This is a genomic window from Nitrospirillum karajorum (assembly GCF_036348415.1).
GTDB classification, from domain to species: domain Bacteria; phylum Pseudomonadota; class Alphaproteobacteria; order Azospirillales; family Azospirillaceae; genus Nitrospirillum; species Nitrospirillum amazonense_B.
Map to the genome: position 1 here is coordinate 156111 of NZ_JAZBQB010000003.1, position 18967 is coordinate 175077.

General features: G+C 67.3%; 14 protein-coding genes. 4 read left to right on the forward strand and 10 right to left on the reverse strand.

Annotation, left to right across the window (positions count from 1 at the left end; genetic code table 11):
* Positions 1–7 precede the first annotated feature (7 nt).
* The 5 genes from UCD39_RS14395 to kdpF all read right to left on the reverse strand — a co-directional run bounded on the left by UCD39_RS14395 (position 8) and on the right by kdpF (position 7556).
* The gene (locus tag UCD39_RS14395; protein WP_330496665.1) at positions 8–2722 is read right to left on the reverse strand and encodes a DUF4118 domain-containing protein; all 2715 of its coding nucleotides are present in this window, start codon (positions 2720–2722) and stop codon (positions 8–10) included.
* A 108-nt stretch (positions 2723–2830) separates the two neighbouring features.
* Positions 2831–3442, reverse strand: coding sequence for a potassium-transporting ATPase subunit KdpC (kdpC, locus tag UCD39_RS14400; protein WP_330496666.1), 612 nt, complete (start codon positions 3440–3442; stop codon positions 2831–2833).
* A gap of 16 nt (positions 3443–3458) precedes the next feature.
* Complete coding sequence (gene kdpB / locus UCD39_RS14405) at positions 3459–5600, reverse strand: potassium-transporting ATPase subunit KdpB (protein ID WP_330498468.1); 2142 nt, start codon at positions 5598–5600, stop codon at positions 3459–3461.
* A gap of 67 nt (positions 5601–5667) precedes the next feature.
* Positions 5668–7395, reverse strand: coding sequence for a potassium-transporting ATPase subunit KdpA (gene kdpA / locus UCD39_RS14410; RefSeq protein ID WP_330496667.1), 1728 nt, complete (start codon positions 7393–7395; stop codon positions 5668–5670).
* 47 nt (positions 7396–7442) lie between these two features.
* A complete protein-coding gene (kdpF, locus tag UCD39_RS14415; protein WP_211102081.1) occupies positions 7443–7556 on the reverse strand; it encodes a K(+)-transporting ATPase subunit F in 114 nt (37 codons plus the stop codon).
* Positions 7557–7896: 340 nt separating this feature from the next.
* Here kdpF and UCD39_RS14420 point away from each other — a divergent pair, with 340 nt between their 5' ends.
* A complete protein-coding gene (locus tag UCD39_RS14420; RefSeq protein ID WP_330496668.1) occupies positions 7897–8898 on the forward strand; it encodes a glycosyl hydrolase family 18 protein in 1002 nt (333 codons plus the stop codon).
* Between the two features lie 390 nt (positions 8899–9288).
* On the opposite strand, the gene UCD39_RS14425 is transcribed toward UCD39_RS14420, so the two are convergent.
* Both UCD39_RS14425 and UCD39_RS14430 read right to left on the reverse strand, forming a co-directional pair.
* A complete protein-coding gene (locus tag UCD39_RS14425; protein ID WP_330496669.1) occupies positions 9289–10047 on the reverse strand; it encodes a hypothetical protein in 759 nt (252 codons plus the stop codon).
* A gap of 45 nt (positions 10048–10092) precedes the next feature.
* Entirely contained in the window at positions 10093–11181 is a 1089-nt protein-coding gene (locus UCD39_RS14430) for a pesticin C-terminus-like muramidase (RefSeq protein WP_330496670.1), read from the reverse strand.
* Between the two features lie 308 nt (positions 11182–11489).
* Between UCD39_RS14430 and UCD39_RS14435 the strand changes: the two genes are divergently transcribed.
* A complete protein-coding gene (locus UCD39_RS14435) occupies positions 11490–13094 on the forward strand; it encodes an ankyrin repeat domain-containing protein (RefSeq protein WP_330496671.1) in 1605 nt (534 codons plus the stop codon).
* Between the two features lie 69 nt (positions 13095–13163).
* Here the strand turns inward: UCD39_RS14435 and UCD39_RS14440 are convergent, their stop codons facing one another.
* Complete coding sequence (locus UCD39_RS14440; protein WP_330496672.1) at positions 13164–13613, reverse strand: septal ring lytic transglycosylase RlpA family protein; 450 nt, start codon at positions 13611–13613, stop codon at positions 13164–13166.
* A 50-nt stretch (positions 13614–13663) separates the two neighbouring features.
* Positions 13664–14947, reverse strand: coding sequence for an outer membrane beta-barrel protein (locus UCD39_RS14445; RefSeq protein WP_330496673.1), 1284 nt, complete (start codon positions 14945–14947; stop codon positions 13664–13666).
* 245 nt (positions 14948–15192) lie between these two features.
* Between UCD39_RS14445 and UCD39_RS14450 the strand changes: the two genes are divergently transcribed.
* Positions 15193–16836 (forward strand): AMP-binding protein, encoded by a 1644-nt coding sequence (locus UCD39_RS14450; RefSeq protein WP_330496674.1) that lies wholly within the window; start codon positions 15193–15195, stop codon positions 16834–16836.
* Positions 16837–16957: 121 nt separating this feature from the next.
* Positions 16958–17404 (forward strand): acyl-CoA thioesterase, encoded by a 447-nt coding sequence (locus tag UCD39_RS14455; RefSeq protein WP_330496675.1) that lies wholly within the window; start codon positions 16958–16960, stop codon positions 17402–17404.
* Here the strand turns inward: UCD39_RS14455 and UCD39_RS14460 are convergent.
* On the reverse strand, positions 17401–18960 hold the full coding sequence (locus UCD39_RS14460) for a PepSY-associated TM helix domain-containing protein (protein ID WP_330496676.1): 1560 nt from the start codon (positions 18958–18960) through the stop codon (positions 17401–17403). The two genes, UCD39_RS14455 and UCD39_RS14460, sit on opposite strands and share 4 nt — an antisense overlap.
* Between the last annotated feature and the right edge of the window lie 7 nt (positions 18961–18967).

Below are 18967 nucleotides of genomic sequence, written 5' to 3' on the forward strand. Positions count from 1 at the left end.
CCCGGGGTTACCCGAGAACCCAGGCATCTAGCGCGTCGTCGGTGGGCAAGGTCAATTCGAACACGGCGCCGGTCCGGTCGGTGCGATTGGTGGCCTTGATGGTGCCACCCAGGGCGGTCATGAAACCACGGCAGATGGCCAGGCCCAGGCCGGTGCCGGCCTGGCGGTGGTCCCGCGCCTCCACCCGGTAGAACTTGTCGAAGATGCGTTCCAGGCTGTCGGGCGGAATGCCCACGCCCTCATCCGTCACGCGGATGACGACGTGGTTGTGCCGCCGCGCGGCGCTCACGCCCACCCTGCCCTCCGGCCCGGAATATTTGGCGGCGTTGTCCAGCAGGTTGAACAGCACCTGTTCCAGCAGCAGGTAGTCGGTGCGCACCAGCGGCAGGTCGGGCGCCAGATCCAGGTCCAGCGGGCGGCCAGCAAGCACGGGCTTGGCCCGCTGGGTGGCGGTGTGCACCACGTCCACCAGGTCCGTCGGCTCGCGGCGGATGTCCAGCCCGGCCTCCAGCCGCGTCATGTCCAGCAGGTTGCGCACGAAGCGGCCCATGCGCTCCGCCTCCACCAGCAGATCGCCGGTGAGCTGGGCGCGGGTGGCGGGTTCCAGCCCCTCCCCCTCCGACGCCAAGGCATCGGTTTTCAGGGTGGTGGCGGTGCCGATGATGGCGGCCAGCGGCGTGCGCAGGTCATGCGACAGCGAGGTCAGCATGGCGGAGCGCAGGCGCTCCGTCTCCCCCTCCAGCCGCGCCTTATCGATGTCCTGCACCAGCTTCACCCGCTCGATGGCCACGGCGGCCTGGTCCATGATGGCGTCCAGCAGGCGACGCTGGTCGGGCGTCAGGATGGGGCCGGGGTCGTCGGTATCCACGCCCACCACCGCCACCACGCCCCGTTCCGTCCGCACGGGCAGGAACAGGCGCTGGGTGCCGGGCAGCGTGGGGGCGCCGCGACCGGCGGGCTTGGCGTTGTCATAGGCCCAGCGGGCGGCGGCCAGGTCCATCTCCCCCACCTGGTCCTCGGGTGGATAGCCGGCCTTGACCTCCAAGGTGCCCTGGTCGTCGGGCATCAGCAGCACGACCCGCACCTTCAGCAGCAGCGCCACCTGGTGGGTGGTGGCCCACAGCAAATCCTCCATCTCGCCGATGCCGGCCAGCTTGCGCGCGAAGGAGAACATCTGCGCGGTGATGCGGGCACGGTTGGCGGCGATGGTCGCCTGCTCCCTCACCCGCGCCGTCAGGCGGCTGGTGAAGACGGCGACGATGGTGAAGAACACCAGCGCCACCACGTTGGACGGGTCGCGGATGGTGAAGGTGTACAGTGGCGGCAGGAAGAAGAAGTTGTAGGCCAGGACGCTGAGGCAGGAGGCGAACAGCGACGGGCCATAGCCGTGCAGGATGGCGCTGGCGAGCACCGCCGCGATGTAGACCAGCGACAGGTTGCGCACATCCATGGCGTTGCCCAGCAGGCTGCCCGCCACGGTGGCCAGCGCCACCATCAGCGTCGCCACGCCATAGGGCTGCCACGCCAGGCCGCTGGATTCGGGGCGGGTCCGCACCATCTTGGGCGGGATCGTGTCCGCCTCCACCGCGTCGCCGGCGATGACGTGGACGGAAATGGTGCCAGCCTTGCGCACCAGTTCATGCACGACGGAGCCGTGGACGATCTCGAACCAGCGCGGGCGTTCGGATTTGCCGATGATGATGTGGGTGAAGTTGTTGGCGCGGGCATAGGCCAGCAGGTCGGCGGCGATGGTGCGGCCGGGCACGGTGATGGCCTCGCCCCCCAGCTGCTCCGCCAGGCGCAATGTGTCGGCGATGCGGTCGCGCGCCGCCTCACCCAGGCGCTGGGTGCGCGCGGTCTCGACATATAGGGCGGTGAAGCGGGTTTTCAGCCGGTCGGCCAGGCGCTTGGCGTAGCGCACCAGGCCGCCGGCGGTCTTGTCCTCCGACACACAGACCAGCACCCGGTCGCCCGCCGCCCAAGGGCCCTGGATGGCGTGGCGCTGCATGTAGGACAGCATCTGGTCGTCCACCCGCTGCGCCGTCCGCCGCAGCGCCAGTTCGCGCAGGGCGGTCAGGTTGCCAGGGGAGAAATAGTGCTTCAGCGCCCGCTGCGCCTGCTCGCGGATATAAACCTTGCCCTCGTTCAGGCGCTTGATCAGATCCTGCGGCGGCAGGTCGATGACCTCGATCTCATCCGCCATCTCCAGCACGCTGTCGGGCACGGTCTCGCGCACGCGGATGCGGGTGATCTGCGCCACCACGTCGTTCAGGCTTTCCACATGCTGGATGTTCAGCGTGGTCAGCACATCGATGCCGGCGGCCAGCAACTCCTCCACATCGGAATAGCGCTTGGCGTGGCGGCTGCCCGCCGCGTTGGTGTGGGCCAGTTCGTCCACCAGGGCCAGGCGGGGACGGCGGCGCAGCAGGGCGTCGATGTCCATCTCCTCCAGGGTGCGGCCCTTGTACTCCAGCAGCTGGCGGGGCACGACCTCCAGCCCCGCCACCATGGCCTCGGTCTCGCGCCGGCCATGGGTTTCCACCACGCCGACCACCACGTCCACACCCTCCGCCTTCAGCTGCCGCGCCGTTTCCAGCATCTGATAGGTCTTGCCCACGCCGGGGGCGGCCCCCAGGTAGATGCGCAGCTTGCCCCGGCGCTCCTGCATGGCCTGGCTCAGCAAGGCGTCCGGCGACGGGCGGGTGGTGTGGTCGTGGCTCAAGGGTGGTCTTTCAAAGACGATGCAAACGGCAAAGGTCGTCGCCCGGCATCATGGGCGACAATAGCGCCCATGATGCCAGGACAGCGAGCCCTCAACCTTTCGAGACAATCAGTTACCCGAGGGGTGCGCCGCGTCCAGGGCGCGGTTCAGCGCCAGGACGTTGACATGTGGCTCCCCGATCAGGCCCAGCAGGCGGCCTTCGACGTGGGCGTCCACCAGGCTGCGCACGGCGGCCTCGGTCATGCCCCGCGCCTTGGCCACGCGCGCCACCTGGTAATAGGCGCCGGCGGCCGAGATGTCGGGGTCCAGGCCGCTGGCCGAGGTGGTCACCAGGTCCACCGGCACCGGATGCTCCTTGGTGGCACCATACTTCTCCGCATCCCCCTGGATGCGGTCCACCAGCGCCTTGGAGGTGGGCCCCAGGTTGGAGCCCATGGAGTTGGCGGCGTTGTAGGGGGCGGCTATGGTCTTGGTGCTGTCGTTGGGATCGGTGTCGGTTGTCGCCGACGGACGGCCCCAGAAATACTTCTCCGACGTGAAGTTCTGCCCGATGAGGGTGGAGCCCACCACCGTGCCGTCCTGGTTGGTGATCAGGCTGCCGGCGGCCTGGCGCGGGAACAGGACGTGGGCGATGCGGGTCATGGCCAGCGGATAGACCAGGCCGCAGAGGACGGTGAAGAACAGGGCCAGCGAGATGGCCGGACGGATTTGCTTGAGCATGGCTCTGAGGCCTCCTTTAGGCCAGGCCGACGGCGGTCACGACCATGTCGATGGCCTTGATGCCGATGAAGGGGATGATGATGCCGCCCAGGCCATAGACCAGCATGTTGCGCGACAGCAGGCTGGCGGCCGGCAGGGCGCGGTACCGCACGCCCTTCAGGGCCAGCGGGATCAGCGCGATGATGACCAGGGCGTTGAAGATGATGGCCGACAGGATGGCCGACTGCGGCGTGCCTAAGTGCATGATGTTCAGCGCGTTCAGCGCCGGGTACAGCCCCGCGAACATCGCCGGGATGATGGCGAAGTACTTGGCCACGTCGTTGGCGATGGAGAAGGTGGTCAAGGCGCCGCGGGTCATCAGCAGCTGTTTGCCGATGCCCACGATCTCGATCAGCTTGGTGGGGTCGCTGTCCAAATCCACCATGTTGCCGGCCTCGCGGGCGGCCTGGGTGCCGGTGTTCATGGCGACACCCACGTCCGCCTGGGCCAGGGCCGGGGCGTCGTTGGTGCCGTCGCCGCACATGGCGACCAGGCGGCCCTCGGCCTGTTCCTTGCGGATCAGGGCCAGCTTGTCCTCCGGCGTCGCCTGGGCCAGGAAGTCGTCCACGCCCGCCTCAGCCGCGATGGCGGCGGCGGTCAGCGGGTTGTCGCCGGTGATCATCACCGTGCGGATGCCCATGCGGCGCAGCTCGGCGAAGCGGTCGCGGATGCCGCCCTTGATGATGTCCTTCAGGTAGATGACGCCCAGCACCCGGTCGTTGCGCACCACCGCCAGGGGGGTGCCGCCGGCCTTGGCGATGCGCTCGGTGATGGCCTCCAGCTCCGGATGGCGCACCGGCTGGCTGCCGCGCAGGGCCGCCACATGGCGCAGCACGGCGTCCACGGCGCCCTTGCGGATCTGGATGCCGCCCTCCCCGTTTTCACTGGCGAGGTCAACGCCGCTCATGCGCGTCTGGGCGGCGAAGGGGACGAAGCGGGCGTTCAGGCCGCCCATGTCCTTGCCCCGCAGGCCGTACTTCTCCTTGGCCAGGACGACGATGGAGCGGCCCTCCGGCGTCTCATCGCTGAGCGAGGACAGCTGTGCCGCCTCCGCCAGTTCCTTGTCGCTGACACCCGACACCGGGATGAACTCCGCCGCGTGGCGGTTGCCCAGGGTGATGGTGCCGGTCTTGTCCAGCAGCAGGGTGTCGACGTCGCCAGCCGCCTCCACCGCGCGGCCGGACATGGCCAACACGTTGAAGCGCACCAGGCGGTCCATGCCGGCGATGCCGATGGCGGACAACAGCGCGCCGATGGTGGTGGGGATCAGGGTGACGAACAGCGCCACCAGCACCACCACCGACACCGACCCGCCGGCATAGGCGGCGAAGCCCGGGATGGTGACGACCGCCAGGATGAAGATCAGGCTCATACCCACCAGCAGGATGTTGAGCGCGATCTCGTTGGGGGTCTTCTGCCGCTCCGCCCCCTCGACCAGCGCGATCATGCGGTCGAGGAAGGTGGAGCCCTGGGCGGCGGTGATGCGGACGATGATGCGATCCGACAGCACGCGGGTGCCGCCGGTGACGGCCGAGCGGTCGCCGCCGCTCTCCCGGATCACCGGGGCGGATTCACCGGTGATGGCGGACTCGTCCACCGTGGCGATGCCGTCGACGATCTCGCCATCGCTGGGGATGATGTCGCCGGCGTCGACCACGACATGGTCGCCCACCTTCAGGTCGGCGGCCCCCACCGTCTGAAAGCTGGTAACGGCCGCCCCCCTGGCGACCATGGGACCGGTCAGGCGCTTGGCCACCGTCTCGGTGCGGGTCTTGCGCAGGCTATCGGCCTGGGCCTTGCCCCGGCCCTCGGCCACCGCCTCGGCGAAGTTGGCGAACAGCACCGTGAACCACAGCCACAGCACGATCTGGAAGGAGAAGCCAGCGCCCGGGGCGCCGGTCACCAGGTCGCGCGCCAGCAGCACGGTGGTCAGCAGGGCCACCGCCGCCACCAGGAACATGACCGGGTTACGCACCAGGGTGGCGGGGTTCAGCTTGGTGAAGCTGGCCTTGACCGCCGGGCCCAGGATGGCGGGGTCCAGCAGCGCCGACTTGGCCGACCGGCGGGCGGACGGGGCTGGCGCCGGCTGGGGGGCCGGCTGCTGCCCCGGGTGGAACATGGAAGGGGATGACATCTTAAAATCTCCGAAGAACGGATGACGCCAATGCGGGGCTTCTACCCGGGGGTCAGTAGGTGGTGCCGGCCATCATCTGCAGGTGCTCGACCACCGGCCCCAGCGCCACGGCGGGGAAGTAGGTCAGGCCGCCCACGATCAGGATCACGCCCACCAGCAGGCTGACGAACAGCGGGCCGGTGGTGGGAAAGGTGCCGCCGGACGCGGGCACGGTCTTCTTCGCCGCCAGGGCGCCGGCGATGGCCAGGGCCGGGATGATGATGAAGAAGCGGCCGACGAACATGGTCACGCCCAGGGTGGTGTTGTACCAGAGCGTGTTCGCCGACAGCCCGCCGAAGGCGCTGCCGTTGTTCGCGGCACCCGAGGCATAGGCGTAGAAGATTTCCGAGAAGCCGTGCGGGCCGTTGTTGGCCACCCCGGCCGTGCCCAGGGGAATGGCCGAGGAAATGGCGGTGAACAGCAGGATGACCAGCGGCATGGCCAGGATGGCCAGCACCGTCATCTTCACCTCCTTCGCCTCCAGCTTCTTGCCGATGTATTCCGGCGTGCGGCCCACCATCAGGCCGGCCACGAACATGGCGATGATGGCCATCAGCAGGATGCCGTAGAGGCCGGCGCCCACGCCGCCGACGATGACCTCGCCCAGCAGCATGTTGACAAGGGGGACCAGGCCGCCCAGGGGCATGAAGCTGTCATGCCAGCCGATGACGGCGCCGCACGAGGCGTCGGTGGTGATGGTGGCGAACAGGGCGGTGTTGGCGATGCCGAACCGCACCTCCTTGCCCTCCATGTTGCCGCCGGGCGACAGGGCGCTCGCCACCTGGTCGACCGGCAGGCCGGCCAGCAGCGGGTTGGCCTGGGCCTCCGCCCAATAGCAGACGCCGACGCCCACCAGGAACATCACGCCCATGGCGGCCAGGATGGCCCAGCCCTGGCGCTCGTTGCCGACCATGCGGCCGAACACGTTGGTCAGGCCGGCGCCGATGGCGAAGATGGCGACCATCTGCACCAGGTTGACCAGGGCGTTGGGGTTCTCGAACGGGTGGGCGGAGTTGGCGTTGAAGAAGCCGCCGCCGTTGGTGCCCAGCATCTTGATGGCCAGCTGCGAGGCCACGGGGCCCTGCGCGATCAGCTGCTTGGCGCCTTCCAGCGTGGTGGCCTCGGTATAGGCCCCCAGGTTCTGCGGCACGCCCTGCCAGACGAAGAACAGGGTCATGACGATGCAGGCGGGCAGCAGCACATAGAGGGTGCAGCGGGTGAGATCCACCCAGAAATTGCCGATGGTGCGCGCACCCCGGCGGGAGAAGCCGCGCACCAGCGCCAGGGCCAGCGCGATGCCGGTCGCGGCGGACATGAAGTTCTGCACCGTCAGGCCGGCCATCTGCACCAGATAGCCCATCGTGGTCTCACCGCCATAGGACTGCCAGTTGGTGTTGGTGACGAAGCTGATGGCGGTGTTGAACGACAGGTCCGGCGTCACCGCCACCTGCCCCTGCGGGTTGAAGGGCAGCAGGGCCTGCAGGCGCATCAGCGCGTACAGCACCAAAGCGCCCATCATGTTGAACAGCAGCAGGGCGACGGCGTAGGTCAGCCAATGCTGCTCCGTCGTCTCATCGACGCCGCAGAGGCGATAGATGGCGCGCTCCACCGGGCCCAGCGCCCGGCCGATGAGCGTGCGCTCACCGGAAAAGACACGGGTCATGAAGCCGCCGAGGGGCCGCGTCAGGACCACGATGATCGCGGCGAACAGCGCGATCTGAAGAATGCCGTTGAAGGTCACGGGAAAAATCTCCGCATGCGCGACGGGCGCCTAAAAAGCGTCCGTCTTCAGAACCGTTCTGGCCGGATCAGGACATAGACGAGGTAAAGGGTCAGGCCGACCGAGACGGCGGCGCCCAGGATCAGATCGAACATGGGCGCCTCACAGCCTCTCGCAGGCATAGGCGTAGGCCACGCCCAGCCCGAAAAGCCCCACCAGGAGGGCGACAAGGATGACGTCGAGCATGCGGTTGTTCCTCACGAACGAAGCCCGGAAGCCTTTCGGGGAAGGCGCTTCCGGGCGGAATGGGTCGACGCTGAGGAAACCGCCGATGGCCATCAAAATTCGATGGCAAAGCCGGGGGGCGGAAATAAAAGGATTTTAATGGGACGGTCAAGTCCGAGGACCGCGAAGATCGCGACCAGACATGTCCGACACGTCCGACGTGCCCTCGTTGAGGCGAATTGTTCGATATTTAGGGCATCATCATCAATTGGCAGATGAAAAAATCTGGCACATCTCATGCTTGAAACCCATCCAGGCGACAGGGTCACCAAATTTCGCCCAATGTTTCATCAAATAGCAATGAGGAGAATTGCCATGAGTTCATTCCCAATAAAAACTGTGAATGCTTGGATTTTGCTTAGTGAAGATGACCCTGCCGGGACAACGTACCCGGATTCAAACAGTGCCTACCAAGCGCTTATCACAAATAAAACTTACCTGAGCATGGACATGATTTTCTTGTGCTTTGGTGAAATAGTTCAGGCCAGCACGTTACCGGATGCGAACATGTACCCTTATCCAGGGGCATATACGCTCGTAATACAATCAGCAAATCATGTAGACTCCACTACAGGCAACACTTACACGAATCAGCAATATATGAAGTTTGTCATAGATGAGGCTAATTCACAAAATAGTAATATAAAAATTGCAATAACACTTGATTTCGGAAATTCCGGAGCGATAAATCAAATATTTGACGGTCTTAGCGGAGATGAAATAACAACCGCCGCTGATCAATTCGCCGCAAACTTGCTATTTTATATGCAAGGAAGCGGGCTGATTGGGTTTGACATCGACTGGGAACCATCCCTCTCCAGCGAAACAACCACATCAAATTTTATTGCATTCATAACAGCAATTGGAACCTTATTCCAAAAACAGGCGACAAAATACTACCTCACAATGTCACCATCGGAGGCGGGAAACCTGGATCCAAGCACGGTCAATTCATATGTCGATTTCTTAAACCTTCAACTATATGGCGGCGCAAATCCCAACGATTTCCCAAATATAAATCAGAATCTATTCGCGTATGGAGCAAAATTTGAATGCGACTTCAGCAATGGGCAGTCAAATCAAACCGGCAAGCAAACTGCACAGGAGGCATTTAACGACAACCTTAATAATTACAAATATGCAATAATGACAAATTGGCGCATCAACTCAAGTAATTTTCAATATGAACAAAGCCAACAGGCCGCGCTTTTCGCTATGGTACTCAACGGAAATCTCTAATGAACACGTGCGACGCTCGACGCTATCCCTATTATAATTAATAACAGACACCGGCATGGGAGAGTTTCGAGCGTCTGTCTACAAAGGTCGGTCCCTCGACAATTAAACGCGTTGAAAATATGGACAAATTTTGGCTGGATCCCAGGCGAAAATAGATGCCAGAGCACTCTCCTGAAGAAAACTAGAGCATGACGACACTAACCAAATTCCAGCGGAAATCTGGTTGGCGTAATCATCTAAATCTGCTCCTTGTGCGGATGTGCTGATCATTGAGGCCTCACTAATCGAGGTTCGTTTAACGGCACATCCACTTCCTGCCCCGCTGTCAACCAGTTGAGACGCCAAGCCTGATAGGCGCCCGCCGGAACAAAAGACCAGCGCGCGCCCAATTCACCCCCCCTGCCTCTCATAAGCATCCCCCGTCCAGCGATAAACCGTGGACTTGGCGCCCGTCTTCAGCAGCAGGTCATAAAAGCCCTGGGTCTTCTTCTGGCTGATGACCAGCGTGCCCTTGGGCGCCGCCTTGCCGTCCGCGTCCTCGTACGCCACCGGGGCGGAGAAGATGACCGCCGGTTCGGCGTCTTTGAGCGGGCGCAGCAGGTACAGCGTTTCGCCCCCGACATGGGCGCCGGCCCCGGCGGCGTCATAGGCGGACTGCACCCGCACGCCGAACGCCGTCTCCCCCTCCCGGATGCGATAGGGGGCAAGGTCCAGCGTCGCCCCCACCAGGTGCGCGCCCTGGTCCGTCACCATGTCCGGATCGTCCAGCTTCGCACTGGTCAGCAGGGCCAAGGTGCCGCCCTTGACGGTGAACAGCCCAACCTCCACCGCGAAGCTCAGGCCGCCGTCGGCCTCATCGCGCTCGGCCAAGGCCAGGATGCGCAGGTCGGCTGGCAACAGCGGGCTTTCCGCCGGTGTCCAGCTCTTGAACGCCGGCACGCCCAGCAGGAACAGATGATCCTCCAGCGGCACGGGGCCCAGCGCCGGGTTGGCCGCCGTGTAGTGGGGATGCAGCAGGCGGATCGCCTGGGTCACGAGATCACCGCCAGCCCCCCCGCCGGCAGGCTGTTCCGCCGCCCGCCCCCCTGCGGCCAGGAGGAGGGTCAGCATCAAGACGGCGGCGGAGCACAGACGACTGAGGGCGATCATGATTTCCCGTTCATTTCATCATCGAAGGCGGGTGAAGAGGCCGGCTCAACCACGCCGGCCCGGGGGCGTGACCGGCGGCGGCTTCTGGGTATCCAGATAGGCCGCCTCGCTGGTCACCCGTTGCTTATACCAATCCTGGGAGACCGCGTAATTCCGCAGCGCCGTCACCGCCTCGTCCCACTTGCCGGCGAAAGCGGCGTTGAAGAAGGGCTGCGCCACGCTGGTGCTGGCGACACCATTGCCCTGGTGGAAGGCGCGGGAGAACAAGACCGTCTGCCAGGGCGTCGGCAGTTCGGTGAACGTCGGAACGCCCTCCTCCCGGCCCTGGTCCCAGGCGTTCTTGATGGCGTTCAGCACATCGCCGTGCACGGCCTTGTCCACCGCGTCGGCCTGCGCCTTGGTCAGGATGGGCAGCGGGGCCGTGTCCTTCACCCATTTCGCCACCTGGATCTTGGTCATGCCTTTGAATTTATGGTGGGCGAACGGCGAAACCAGGCTGATCACATCCTGTGGCAATCCCATGGCCTTCAATTCCGCCTCGTTCTTCTGGCCAACGTCGAAGCCCGTGGCCACCGTCATGCCGCTGGAACCGGCGACCAGGCCGTCATTGCCAAAGGGAACATAGCCGCGCAGCTGCTGACCGCCTTCGAATTGGCTGAGGAAGGTGAAGTTGATGTTGGTGCCATACTGGCCGTTCAGCGCCTGATACACGGCGGGATCGGTCCGGGTGACCACGACGGGCATGCGGCGCGGCACATCCAGGAACCAGAGGCGGCCGGCCAGGATGGCGGCGGCGGTCATGGTGATGACCTCCGCGTTGTTGTGCGGTGTGTCGCCGATACCCGTCAGCAACCGGGTCAGTGTTCCCAGGGCGACGGTGTCGGGATGGCGACCGGCCAGGGGCGCCAGCAGATGCTTGATCTCATCGGCGCTGCCGAACTTCTTGAACCGGGCCTGCCAGAACAGGGTCAGAAGCTCCGATCCGATGACGAAATGCCGGGCACCCTTGCGGTTGATCAGGGCGTGGTGCCCCAGCCAATGGAAGATGGCCAGGTTCTCCAGATCATCCGGGTCGTCCAGGACGGTGCCTGATGTCCGGGCAGCGGAGCGGATCGTGCTGAGATCATCTGTCATTCAGGGGGGTCCGGATAGGCCAGGCGTCGCGAGGCAACCGGGAAGAAGAATTTGGCGGCGGCCCGGGATTTCCACCTGCCCACTGGAAATATGCCCAAGGCTGTTGATCGGACCGCCCCGCCGCCCTATCGTGCCGGGGCGCGGTCGCCATGCCGCCTCCGGACCCGCGGGAAGGGCTGAGCCCCCTGGCACCATCACCATCGGTCACATTCGACCTTTGTGCAGTCGGATTTGCGGGTCGTCGGCGCTTCACGCACGGAGGTTCGCTTTATGGCCCGACCGCTTCCCCCCATCCCCACCTCGACCAATTGAAACGCCAGGCCAAGGAGCTGCTGGCGGCCTATCGGCGCGGCGATGCCGACGCCCTCGCCCGTTTCCGCGCCAGCCTGCCGGCGGCGCAAGGGCGGGACGACGCAAGCCTGGCGGCGCAGCGGCTGCGGCTGCACGATGCCCAGTCCTGCTTGGCACGGGAATACGGCTTCCCCTCCTGGGCGGATCTGGACGCCTTCGTCGCCAGCCGCCGTGCCACCGCGAACGAGGCGGAGGCCCGGCTGGAATGGCTGCGCCTGGTCTATGCCGGCGACATCAGCGGCAGCATGCGCCGCCCCCGCCCGGCCGCCGCCGTCCGCCTGCTGGCGGAGACCCCGGACGTCGCGGTGGGCGACCCCATCCTGGCCTGCGCCATGGGCGATGCGACGCGCGTGCGCCAGGCAATCGCCCGGGACCCCACCTGGGTGGACCGCCCCGGCGGCCCGCTGAACCTGCCGCCCCTGGTGGCCGTCACCCATTCCAGCCTGGTGCGGGTGCCCGGCTTTACCGAACGCTTGCGGGATTGCGCCGGCGCGCTACTGGCCGCCGGCGCCGACCCCAACCAGGCGGTGGGCAACCGCTGGCCGCCCGCCAGCGTGGCGCAGCCGTCGGAGACGGAACGCCTGTCCGCCCTCTATGGCGCTGCCGGGCAGAACCACGACCCCGGCCTCACGGCCCTGCTGCTGCAGGCCGGCGCCGATCCCAACGATGGGGAATCGCTGTACCATGCCCTGGAAAGTCCGGCCTGCGTGGACCTGCTGCTGAAGGCCGGTGCCCGAGTTAGCGGGTCCAACGCCCTGTACCGGGCGCTGGACATGGACAACCTGCCGGTGCTCCAGCTATTGCTGGCCCACGGCGGCGACGCCAACGAACAGGCGCGCAACCGCCCGCTGTCCGACTGGGGATCGCCGCTGCTGTGGGCCATCCACCGCCGCCGCTCGCCCGCCCACATCGCGGCCTTGCTGGCGGCCGGGGCTGACCCGAGCGCCAGCACGCCGGACGGCATCGCCGCCTACACGGTCGCCCTGCGCTATGGCATGACGGAGGTCGCGGACCTGCTGCGCCAGGCTGGCGGCGACGCGCCGCTGTCGGTGGAAGACCGGTTCATGGCCGCCTGTGCCGCCGGGGACGAGGCCGCGGCCCGCACCCTCCAGGCCCAGCGGGCGGACCTGCCGGTCGGCCTGTCGGAGGCGCGGTTGCGCCTGCTGCCGGACCTGGCGGCGCAAGGGGGCTGCGACGCCGCCATCGCCGTCATGGTCCGCCTGGGCTGGCCCCTGGATGTCCAGGCGGGGGACTGGAACGCCACCGCCCTGAACCACGCCGTGTTCCGCGGCGACGCCGCCCTCGCCCGCTTCCTGCTGGACCACGGCGCCCGCTGGACGGAGCGCCACGGCTATGGCGACGACGTCAGCGGCACCCTGTCCTGGGCCTCGCTGAACCTGCCGGAGGAAAGCGGCGACTGGCCGGCGTGCGCCCAGGCCCTGCTGGACCACGGCCTGCCGGTGGCAAGGGCGCCCGCTGACGGCAAGGGCGGCGTGCTGGTCGATGGCCAGCGCAAGTGGTTCTCGGAGGAGGTGACGGAGGTCTTGCTGGGCGTCGCCTAAAGAAAAGAGGGGCCGGCACTCGCCGGCGCCGGCCCCTCCCGAGGAAGGGCTTTTCCGTTTCGTGGGACCTCAGGGCGATCCCGCCTCCGCCACCGTTTCCGGCGGTGTGTCGCAGGCCCGGTTGGCGGGGCAGACGGCGCCGGTGGGGCGGATGCTGACCACGGCGGTGCCGGTACGATCCAGGCCCAGGACGCGGGCGGCGGCGGCCGAGAGGTCCAACACCCGGCCCTGGACATAAGGGCCGCGATCGTTCACCCGCACCTTCACCATCTGGCCGTGGGCCGACACCTCGATCACCGTGCCCAGCGGCAGGGTGCGGTGCGCGGCGGTCAGGCCCTCGGGGTCGTAGGCCTCGCCGCTGGCGGTGCGGTGGCCCGCATGCTCCCGCCCATACCAGCTGGCTTTACCGACCTGGTGGCCAGCCGGGGCGCTGTCGCCGTTGGCACTCCCCTGGGCGAAGGCCGGCGTCAGCGCCAACCCCGTCACCAGGCCCAGGCAACCCCACAGCTGCGTCCTCATGGGACTCTCGCAATCGTTGTTATGAAAAAGGCGGTACAGCGACCGACGGCTCAGGCGCCGAAGGGGATCAGCATGTCCAGGCCGAAGGTCGTCTGCCCCTGCTCTCCAGCGAAGGGCCGGGCGTTGCCCAGCGAGCGGTCGTAGCGTACCTCCGGCCGCAGGGCGAGCCCGTCGGGAAGGGCGTCCCAGCCCAGGCTGGCCGCCGGCTTCCAGGTCACCCCGGCGGTCAGCGCCATGTAAGTCGCCCCTTGGCCGGCCGACAGCACCGGCGCGCGCGTCGGCCACCCGGCCTCCGCCAGCGCATAGTCCTGATTGCGCTGATAGGCCGAGACGTAGAAGCCCTGGACATCGCGGAACAGCTCCGTCCGCAGGGTCAGCGACAGGGCGTCGCTGTACTTCCAGGTGGCGTACTGGGCGGCGCCGAACGCCTCCGCCTTCACCAGGTCGTCGCGGACATAGTTCAGCTCGGTGATCAGGGTCAGGGCGTCGTTGGCCTTCACCGTCAGCACGGCGTCGTTGATCCAGCGCGCCTCGTCATTGGCGCGCGCCAAACCCAGGGGAGCCTTGGTGCTGGCGTTCTCCGGCCCCACATGGGTCAGCGCCACCAGCGTGGCGGTGCCGTCGGCCGTGGCGTAACCAAAACCGAAGATGCCGGACCAGGCGTCGTTGTTGTCGCCATCGCGCCCCAGGCTGGTGTTCACGCCGCTGTCGACACCGCCGTAAAGGTCGATGCCGCCCGCCAGGTGCAGGGTGGCGAGCGCGCCGGTGTGCTTGAACGGCAGGCCGAAATTGAAAATGTAGCTGTGGCTGTACAGCGGGTTGCCGGATGCCACGATGGTCTCCGCCCCCAAGGGGGAGGCATACTGCCCCACCTTCAGATCCAGGCTGCCACCCGCGACCCGCGGGATGTGGGCGGTGAGGTTGGCCTCGACGATGTCCAACTGCGTGCGTTCGCCGATGGCGCGGTCCAGTTCACCCAGGAAGTGGGTGTAGCGGGCGTCGGTGCCATAGAGGCCCTGCAGCTTGAAGCCCCAGCCGAAATCGTCACCGGAGCCGGCATCCTTGGCGATGGTGCCCACCGCCTGGTTCAGCACCAGTTGGTCGGTACGGTCGGTGAACAGGTGGCCGTAGTTGGGCCCGCGGTCCAGGCCATGGTTCGCCGCCGTGATGCCGGCCTCCACCAGGCCGCTGATGGTGATGTCCGTCGGCGCGGCCAGCGTGTCATCGGCGCGGGCGGCACCCGCCGCCAGCACCAGGGCACAGGCGGCCGTGGCCGAGGCGATGTGCCGGGCGGTGCGGCGGCGCGGAATGGTGGACTGGATGGAATGCGACATGGGAAGGTGTCTCTGGCTCTCTGGCCGGCGGGGATGCCGGCGTGGCGCCAAGAGACGGCAAGGCCGCCTTAAAGTTCGATGCGAAAGCCACGGCACGAAAATCAAAAAGCCTTTATCCCGGAAGGCCGCATCACTGTCGCACCCCGCCGTGGCGCTTGGCAAAGGCCCGCCCCTTATGAAAGCATGGCGCTGGCTAACCCGGCCTCACGCGAAGGCTGGACACATAACGGAAGGAAACCATCGCCATGACGATGCTGTGGGAAAAGTCCTATCCGCCGGGCGTCGATTGGAACAGCGAGCCGCCCCTGCCCACGCTGGTGGAGGATTTGGACCGCGCCGTGGCCACCTGGCCCACCCAGCCCTTCCTGACCTGCATGGGCCAGACGGTGGATTTCACCACCTTCGGCGCGCTGTGCGCCCGCGTGGCGGCCAACCTGGCGGCGCTGGGCGTGGGGCCCGGCGTGCATGTCGGCCTGCACCTGCCCAACACCCCGCATTTCGTCCTGGCCTTCTACGCCGTACTGAAGGCCGGTGGCGTGGTGGTGCCGATGAGCCCCCTGGATGCCGAGCGGGAGCTGACGCACAAGCAGGTCAAGGCGGATGTCCGCCTGGTCGTCAGCTTCGCCGGGCTGGCGGACAAACTGCCCCTGGCCCCGGGCGTGCGCCTGGTGGTGGCGGGCCCCACCGACTTCGCCGGCCAGGGGCAAGGGGGGGCCGAGGCCCTGCCCGCCGGCGCCCTGCCCTTCACCGCCCTGCTGGCCCCGGCGGCGGCACCGGCGGCCGGCTGGCCGGCGCCGACGCTGGACGACCTGGCGACGCTGCAATTCTCCGGCGGCACCACCGGCCTGCCCAAGCCCGCCATGCTGACCCATGGCAACCTCAGCGCCTCGGCCGACGCCTATGACACTTTCAGCCGCTTCCTGGGTCTGACGCCCGGTCAGGAAACGCTGCTGGTGGCCCTGCCCCTGTTCCACATCTATGCGCTGGACACGCTGATGGTGCGGGCCATGCGCAACGGCTATCGCATGGTGCTGCACCCGCGCTGGGACACCGACGCCGTGCTGGACAGCATCCAAACCTACCGGCCCACCCTGTTCGCCGGCGTGCCCACCATGCACCGGGCCATCGCCTCCTCCCCCCGGGTCAAGGACATCGACTTCTCCAGCTTCAAGTTCATCGGCAGCGGCGGCGCGCCCTTGCCGGTGGAACTGGCGCATGAGTTCGAGGCGGTGACGGGCAAGCCCGTCCTGGAAGGCTGGGGCATGAGCGAGACCAGCCCCGCCGGCACCATCACGCCGCCGCACAAGCGCAAGGTGGGATCGGCCGGCATCCCCATGCCCGGCATCACCATCGAAATCCGCGACCTGGCGGACCCGCACACCGCCCTGGGCCCCAATGAGAAGGGCGAGATCTGCATCAAGGGCCGCAACGTCACCCAAGGCTATTACAAGCTGCCGGACGAGACGCGTGAAGCCTTCGTCGACGGCCTGTTCCGCACCGGCGACATCGGCTACCTGGACGAGGACGGCTTCATGTTCATCGTCGACCGGCGCAAGGACATGATCCTGTCCGGCGGCTACAACGTCTATCCCCGGATGGTGGAGGAGGCGATCTACGAACATCCCGCCGTGGCGGAGGTGATCGTCATCGGCATCCCCGACAGCTATCGCGGGGAAAGCGCCAAGGCCTTCGTCACCCTGCGGCCCGGCGCGGCGGCCTTCACCCTGGAGGAATTGCGCGCCTTCCTGGCGGACAAGCTGGGCCGGCACGAACTGCCCGCCGCGCTGGAGTTCCGGGACACCTTGCCCAAGACCGCCGTGGGCAAGCTGTGGAAGCAGCCCCTGGTGGCGGAGGAGCGGGCCAAGGCGGCCACCGCGGCGGCTGAGTAGGACAGCGGCGTAACGCCCGCCATACCCCTTACGGAGCGGCGCCCCGGCAAAACCGGTGGCGCCGTCGCCGTCTTCGCGGGTATGTCCTGAGGGGTCCCCATCCCGCACCCGCAGGACGCCCATGAGCACGCCCGAAAGCCGCGCCGACTATCGCCACTTCCAGCCCATCACCACCCGCTGGGCCGACAACGACGCCTATGGCCATGTCAACAACGTGGTCTATTACAGCTACTTCGACACGGCGGTGAACCAGCACATGATCGAAAAGGGCGTGCTGGCGCCGGAGAAGGGCACGGCCATCGCCCTGGTGGTGGAGACGCAGTGCCGCTACTTCGCGCCCATCACCTTCCCCGACCGGGTGACGGTGGGCGTGCGGGTGGCGCACATGGGCCGCAGCAGCGTGCGCTATGAGCTGGCGCTGTTCCGCAATGATGAGGACGCGCCGGCGGCGGCCGGCCACTATGTCCATGTCTATGTCGACAACGCCACCCGCCGCCCCACCCCCATTCCCGAGGATGTCGCCGCCATCCTGCGCACCATGGTGGTGGGCGGGACCGACCCGGCCTAAGGCGCGACGGAGGCTGGGGCGGCTGGTGCGGCCGCGCGGCGCCCGATGACGCCCGTGCTGGCGATGAAGCCGGCGCCGGCCCCCGCCAGGATCAGGTCCACCACCAAGGCGGCGCCCGGCAGGCCGAGGCCGTGGCTGGCCAGATGCGCGACGGCCAGCAACAGCAGCGCCCCGCCCAGCAGCCGGCGCAGCAGGCGGGACGCTCCCTCACCGCTGGGCACGAGCAGGCTGAGCAGCGGCAGGGCCGCCACCGGCAGCCAGAAGGCACCGATGTAGACCGGCTCCCGCGCCAGTCCCGGCACCAGGGTGCAGGCGGCGGACAGGGCCATGGCCAGGGGCACGCCCCAGGTGACACCGGCCCAGGCGCGCTCCAGCCCCGGCAGCGGCCGGCCCCGATCACGCCGCCGCGCCAGGAAGATGGAAAAGCCGGTGGCGGAGACGACGGCGAGCGCCAGGCCCAGCACGCCATAGGCCAGGCGCACCGCCAGGCCGCCGAAGGTGGCGCAGTGCAGAGCCAGCGAGGCGCCATAGACGCGCAGGCCGATGGAGCCGTCCAGGAAACCAGCCGGGGCCAGCAACTTGCCCTCGCCATCGAAATAGAAGCGGTCGCCCTGGGTCAGGCCGTCGCGGCGGGTCATGTCCAGCAGGACGCGCTGTCCCCGGGTGCCCGGCCGCTCGACATAGTAAAAGCGGGAGATGCGGGCGGCACCCGGCGTGGGGTCGGCCACCTGGGCCTGCAGCAGGGCGAGGGGCGGCAGCGGCTGGGCGGCGGCGTCCACCGCCACCATCGGCCCCCGCAAGGGGGCGGAGGCGCGGGCGAGATTACCGTGATAGCCCACCTGGGCGATGGCCACCACCATCAGGCTGGCCAGCGCGAACAGCGTGCCGGTGACGCTGAGGGCCAGATGGAAGGGCAGGCCCCAGACGCTGAGGCGATTGTGCAGGTCGGCCAGCCCCAGCCGCCGCCCGCCGGTCAGGCGCAGGGCGAAGGCGTCGCGGAAAATGCGCGGGTGGGCCAGGATGCCCGAGAACAGCAGCGACATCAGCGCGATGCCGACGGTGCCGACCACCAGCCCGCCCCACAGGCCAGGCAGGGTCAAGCCCAGATGCACGTCGCCGATGACGTCGGTCCACTTGTCGGACGGGGCGTCGGCCAGCACGCCGTCGGCATCCGCCTGCCAGGTGACCTCGCCCCCGCCCAGGGTATAGGCGCGCACCGCCAGGTGCGGCCAATCCGGGCGGGGCAACAGAGTGTAGAGCACGCTGACCTTCTCCACGCCGCCGGCCATTTCCGCGGCGCGGACCAGGCCCGCCGCCATGGCCTTGTCCACCGCTTCGGGCGCCACGCTGGCGGATTCCGGCGTGGCGGCCCATTCCCAGCGGCCAAGGTCGTCGGCGAAGACGGCGACGGCGCCGCTGAGGCAGACGATGTAGATCAGGGCGCCCAGGGCCAGGCCCAGGGCCGAATGGCCGGCCAGCGCCGACTGCACCAGGCCGCTCTTGGCGGAGGGTCGGGCGCGGCGGGCCAGGACGCGGGCGGCGAAGCGCTTCAGCATGATCATG